Genomic DNA, 1,107 nt, shown 5'->3' with positions numbered 1-1,107 from the left:
AAGCGGGCTGCACATTAGCAATACAACTAGTCTTAGCAAAACACTAAGACGGAGGGGGGATTTTTAAACTTCCAGTTCTAATTCTTTAGGCTCGCCATCGCCTTTTTCGTCGATCTTAGGCATGAACTTATCGCGAATCTTCTGCTCAATTTCATTTGCGATTTCAGGGTTCTCTTCTAAGAATTTAGCAGCATTCGCCTTGCCCTGACCTATTTTGTCGCCATTGTATGCATACCAAGCACCTGATTTATCGACCAAGCCTTCTTTCACACCTAGGTCGATTACCTCGCCCATATGATAAATACCTTTACCATACATAATCTGGAACTCAGCCTGTCTAAACGGTGGGGACACCTTATTTTTCACAACCTTCACACGAGTTTCATTACCCACAATTTCGTCGCCTTGTTTAACGGCACCAGTTCGACGAATGTCCAAACGAACAGAAGAATAGAATTTAAGTGCATTACCACCTGTTGTTGTTTCAGGGTTACCAAACATCACACCAATCTTCATTCGAATTTGGTTAATGAAGATACATAGACAATTTGCATTCTTGATATTACCTGTAATCTTGCGCAGTGCTTGAGACATCAAACGCGCTTGTAAGCCAACGTGGGAATCACCCATGTCACCTTCGATTTCAGCACGCGGCGTAAGTGCTGCAACGGAGTCAACGATAATGACATCGACCGCTCCAGATCGAACTAGCATGTCTGCGATCTCTAAAGCTTGCTCACCAGTATCTGGCTGTGACACCAATAGTTCATCCACATTAACACCTAGCTTTTCGGCATAGATGGGGTCTAGTGCGTGTTCAGCATCAACAAATGCACAAGTCTTTCCTTGCTTTTGGGCTTCAGCAACAACTTGAAGCGTCAGCGTTGTTTTGCCAGAGCTCTCAGGGCCATAAATTTCAACGATACGACCGTAAGGCAAGCCACCTATACCCAAAGCGATATCTAAACCGAGTGACCCAGTAGAGACTGACGGGATCAACTCACGTGGTTGATCACCCATTTTCATCACTGCACCTTTACCAAATTGCTTTTCAATTTGAGATAACGCAGCGTTTAACGCTTTTTGTTTATTGCCTTCCATTATGTT

General features: G+C 43.9%; 1 protein-coding gene. It reads right to left on the bottom strand.

Translation table 11 applies throughout. The features are described from left to right. Positions 1–63: 63 nt before the first annotated feature. The gene (gene recA / locus A3738_RS05220) at positions 64–1,101 is read right to left on the bottom strand and encodes a recombinase RecA (protein WP_068478791.1); all 1,038 of its coding nucleotides are present in this window, start codon (positions 1,099–1,101) and stop codon (positions 64–66) included. Positions 1,102–1,107 lie beyond the last annotated feature (6 nt).

The sequence above is a fragment of the Oleiphilus sp. HI0066 genome (genome assembly GCF_001635725.1).
The sequence above is the reverse complement of the archived record's forward strand: the minus strand, read 5'-3'. Positions and strand labels throughout refer to the sequence as shown.